Raw genomic sequence first — 4,475 nt, 5'->3', positions numbered from 1 at the left:
TTCCTTGGGCTCATCGACATCACAGCGATCCGCCTCTGGCTCCGCTGTTTGTCAACATGACCTAGGCCCTAATCTCGAGGACCGCCCTCTCGAGGCAGTTGCGGCCGAAATCCGGGAGGCGCTCCTCTGGTACCTCTGGCCGAAGATGCTTCCCGGCGCCGATAGCGAAAGAGCCATGAACATCGAAGTCGAACTCAATGGAGAGCTGTTGCCGCTTCCGGCGCCCCAAAATTTCCCGCCACTTGACCTATTCGTCGAGGCCTATCGCGCCGTGAACGGCAGAGGGCCGAACCTGAACAAAATCGCGTCCGAACGGCCCATCCAGCACCTTGGCCTCTGCTCCATCAGACGCGGCTTCAGAAGACCCCGGCAGTACCTCTGCGCCCCCACTGAAAGCATCCTCCCGGCCACCAGTGCGCACATAGCGATCATGCGTCCGGTTGAACTGGTCGTGAAGTACATCGAGGGCACCCACCTGCCGGGGGACATTACCGAATGGGCCGGCGTCTTCATCTGCGACGACGATCCCATCGTTGAGCAGGCTTTCGCCGACGCGGAGCCACCTGCGCACGACGACTGGATTCCGGACAAAATGCCGAAGAGTAGGGCGAAGACGTTCGTACGGGTTGCGCTGGCAAGGCTGAAGTACCTCGCGGCATCTTATGCCTATCCGGCTTCGTCTTCCACGGCGGGAGCATCCGAGCAGCCACCGCTTGCCAAGGCGGCCGATCTTCTCGGCAACTGCATGCCCGCGATCGCAGTTATGGGTCTGGCGGCGGTGGCGGCGGGCGCGGGGCTACCCGAGGCAGCGATGGTCGCGGCGGAGGCCGCAGCTGGCGGGTCAGCGACCCACGCTTCGTAGCGCTACAGGAAGGCGCTGCCGGGGCCGAAGCCCTCTTCGAGATCGACGTGGACAACAGCACGGAGCGAGCGCTCAGCCTCACCGCTATACCTGCTCCTGTGATCGATGGTATCTTGGCGAGGCCGGACGAGAGTGATGTCGTCGTCACGTTCGTCTGCTGGGAAGATGAGAGTGGCAATCAGCTGACAACGTCGCCTGCGCTGGTCGCAACGCCGGGCGAGAGTGGCAGCTATCGTGCACGGATCATCGTGCCTGATGTTGCCGCGGCCGGAGTGAAAGTGGCGGTAGCTGAGCAGGCATCGTCATGACGGCCATTGCTTATCCTTTCCTTCGTCCCGGCCCAAAACGGATCAGTGCCGGGCATTGGCTCGTCACGCGTGATGGCGAACCCTGCGTGTTCGTGGACGGTCACCTCAATCACTTCGACTACTCGACCAATCTCAAAGCAGTTCGTCATTTCACGGTCGATGTGGAAGGGGTTGCCGCTGACACCGGGCTCAAGGCGGACGAGCTCAAGCTCCTCTGCGTCGTCACTTTCGGCACCGGCGGCCGCCGCCTCCAGCGCGCGAGGAAAATCGTTGGCCGGGAAGTAATCCAGGCCGGCCGCGAGGTTGTTGAACTGGCGCTTTCCATCGACGGCCGCGAGGTCTCGGAACTTTTCGTGCTCACAACCAAGATTGTCCTGCTTTCGTCGGGTACGGTTCGTCGCCACGTTTCGCCAATAACGACAGGTGCAAGTCTCTGGCGAGACGAATTCCGCGTGGCGGTCGAACCGCTCGGTGCGCGCTTTCCGATAGAAGCCGTGAGCTTTGCGACTGTGTTCCCGACGGGCCATAGCGATGCACTCTGGTACCTCGACTGGTCCCCGCAGTACCTCCACCACGACTTCGCAACGTCGGTCCGCCTGCTGATCAACCTAAACAGGCCGGCCTTTGTCGAAGCCGTGCAGCAGGCGGACAAGGTCACGCTGAGGATGCTCATATGCTCGGTAGCCACTCAGATGGTCAGGTTGGCCATCGCTCTCGATCATTTTCCGCTGGACCAAGCAGAGGCCAGCCCCTCCTCGGTGTTAGCGGTGATTGAGGCATGGGTGGAACAGGCGTTCCCCGGACAGTCGGCGGAGGCTGTGCGAACGCTGGCACAGCATGACCCGGCACGCTTCGAGCTCGCGATTGGGAGCCTCTTTGCAGGAGAGCTTGGCAATGAGTGAGTTCCGCCTTATGCCCCGCCTCGACAGTCACGGCCTTCGGCGACTGATTGGCCTGCCAGATTTGCTGCGAACAGGCTCCATCAGCGAACGAATGGAGGTGGCCGGCAGTTCGGTCTCATATGCGTCCAGTGGCGGATCGCGAGCCGACGCGGCCGATCTGACAGCATTCCAAGAGCAAATCGTTGCCCTTGCCAAACGTCTCGGATTTCCGAACGAGGGTCGAGCCGCCAGCAGGGCGTCATTCGATGTCGAATGTGCGCAGTGGCTGGTGGAGGCTCCGATCATCAGCGGCGGTGAGGCGTTGCGGGATGATGTCTGGGCATTCGTTGCATCTTGTATCGTCCCGGAAGTGGTGCTCTGGCGCTTCGAGGACGGGCACGCTGATCGCTTCCATGGTGGCCTGCGCAACACTTTCCAGCGGCTCTGGCTCCGAGCACGCTCGCTTGACCGGGGTGCAAGAGCGCCGCAACGCTGGCAACTCGTCGAGGCGCTGTCGGAGGATGCGGCGGTCCAAATTGTCGAAAGGCCGTCGATCGGGGCCGACCCCGTGCTCGCTCGCGCGATCGCAGAAGCTTGGCTCGCGACTTCGGCCCGGATTGGTGCGAGCCGAATGGAGGGTGTGACCCGTCGGGCGGTACGAAGAATCAGGATCGACAACGAGATCACGTGCTTAGGGTCGTTGAACGAGCCAGAGCTTGCCAGCCGGCTGCAGGGCTATTTTAACGAGGCTGCGTCGTGACCTTCGCGGCAACGAGATTGCTTACACGGCTGTGCGAGGTCTCAATTCTGTAGGCTGCGCTGGCCTTGTCCCTCCGAGGTAGACGAGGCGTAAAAGGGTAGACCTCCTCCTGCAAGGGGCTGCGAGCGTAAAGCAACGAACAAAGGATGGTATTCCAGTATTTTATATTTGGAGAAGGTTAGATATCAGGCCCCGCCCCTCCGCCATTTGCTTCACATAAATAATTGGTATCGCTAGTTTTTTAAATCGCGCCAGCTTTTTCTTTCCGCATTGCTTCCCCTATTGAGTTCTGGAGCATGCAGGACCTTGTTGCAGGCTTGGTGAAGGGGGGTGGACGAAACCTGAGGTGCTGCCGGGGGTAGTGGGCCACGCACCAGCCATTCGCAGATTTTACTCGTCGTTTTGATTTGTTTGGTTGGTAGAGCCGAGACTGCAGGGCTGCCGCCTGGCCGCGAAATCAAGCCCCTGTGATTCTCTGAATTGCGGGCGCACGTGCCTCGCAGTCCAACCAGTCCCGCGCGGAGCGGATTTCAGGTTTTCTGGTGCCCCCCTCCCGTCAGCTTACGCCCATGCGCGAGGGACGTTTCCATCGACCCTAAAATGTTATTTGCTCCCGTGCAGGTGAAAGCTTGACTGAAGAACAGCAGAGGGAGGTATGCCAAGGCAGATCGAAGCGTGCAAGAGTGGGGACGCTTTCGTCTTCCGGTGGAGTCAACATAACTTGACGTGACACATGGGCGGGAACGGTTATGGATTAACACCTCCGGGTTCATGCTAGCAGCTGGTCGGTCACCAGGTGCTGTGCATCAAAAGCAGAGGCCTTTGCCATGACGCAACACCGCAATCATGCAAAAGTCCGTGTTGGAGCGCTGTCCCTCATCGCCTGCTTGGTTGCAACGCAAGCGGGCGCCCAAGCAAGCGGGAACGGACTTCCGACGGCGCAGGATATCTGGCGGCATCTGCCCCCGCTGCCCGGGCTGAGGCCCGAGTCGGCACCCTCGGCGTCGGCCGCGCCGCAACTAAGCTCCGCTTCCGAACAACCTGGATCCGAGGCGGGCCTTAGGCTCGAGCCCGCGGCGCCTGACCCGATCTCCCGAGAGGCAGAGCCGGCTGACTCCATGTCAGGCCCGCAGTTCATCCGACCCCCAATGCGGGCAGGTGACGCTAGTCCTCAGCAGTTGGCGACACGTCTGGAAGTGCCAAAAATGCGCTTGGTCGTCCACGTTCCCGAACGCGTTGCGGCGGAACGGCGGAATCAGACCATGACGCAGCTTTCCGCAACGGGATGGACATCCGAGGAAAAAGTGACGCCTTTCACGATCGGCGAAACGCATGTCCGATATTTTCACCCACAGGATCGGGCGGCAGCCCAGGATCTGGCGGCTGCGCTGGATATTGAGGCGCGTGACTTCGTCAGCTTCACGCCCTCACCCGAGGAGGGCTATCTGGAACTGTGGCTGGGCGGCAGGGGAGCGTCTCCGGAAGCCAAGCCGGTCATCACGCGCAGGAGCGCGCCGGCACCGGTTCAGCCGCCTGAGGCCCCCCAACGCGCTGAAGTACCTCAAGTGACCGTCGAAGATCGTGGGGAGACTGTTGCTGACAGGAGAGGCGATTGGTGGGGGCTGCGACCTTTCCCTGCTCGTAACGTGACCGGCCTCAGGAGC

At 61.2% G+C, this 4,475-nt stretch carries 4 protein-coding genes; all 4 read left to right on the top strand.

Translation table 11 applies throughout. From position 1 onward, the window contains the following. Positions 1 to 175 precede the first annotated feature (175 nt). Complete coding sequence (locus ACLHHB_RS17105) at positions 176 to 862, top strand: hypothetical protein (RefSeq protein ID WP_410219488.1); 687 nt, start codon at positions 176 to 178, stop codon at positions 860 to 862. 304 nt (positions 863 to 1,166) lie between these two features. After that, positions 1,167 to 2,072 carry a hypothetical protein gene (locus ACLHHB_RS17100; RefSeq protein WP_410219487.1) on the top strand — a complete coding sequence of 302 codons (906 nt, stop codon included), beginning with the start codon at positions 1,167 to 1,169 and terminating at the stop codon, positions 2,070 to 2,072. Beyond that, positions 2,065 to 2,811, top strand: a complete 747-nt coding sequence (locus ACLHHB_RS17095) for a hypothetical protein (protein WP_410219486.1) — start codon at positions 2,065 to 2,067, stop codon at positions 2,809 to 2,811. The genes ACLHHB_RS17100 and ACLHHB_RS17095 overlap by 8 nt, the downstream gene beginning before the upstream one ends. Positions 2,812 to 4,073: 1,262 nt before the next feature. After that, the coding region (locus ACLHHB_RS17090) for a hypothetical protein (RefSeq protein WP_410219485.1) at positions 4,074 to 4,475 on the top strand (402 nt) is incomplete at its 3' end.

The organism is Paracoccus sp. (in: a-proteobacteria), from assembly GCF_046462195.1.
Classification (GTDB): Bacteria; Pseudomonadota; Alphaproteobacteria; order Rhodobacterales; family Rhodobacteraceae; genus Paracoccus.
Note: the sequence above shows the minus strand (reverse complement) of the source record. Positions and strands in the feature narration are given on the sequence as shown.

Bases quoted from the DNA above. Each gene is read 5' to 3' on its own strand.
- ACLHHB_RS17105 (WP_410219488.1), top strand. From the start codon at position 176: ATGAACATCGAAGTCGAACTCAATGGAGAGCTGTTGCCGCTTCCGGCG.
- ACLHHB_RS17100 (WP_410219487.1), top strand. From the start codon at position 1,167: ATGACGGCCATTGCTTATCCTTTCCTTCGTCCCGGCCCAAAACGGATC.
- ACLHHB_RS17095 (WP_410219486.1), top strand. From the start codon at position 2,065: ATGAGTGAGTTCCGCCTTATGCCCCGCCTCGACAGTCACGGCCTTCGG.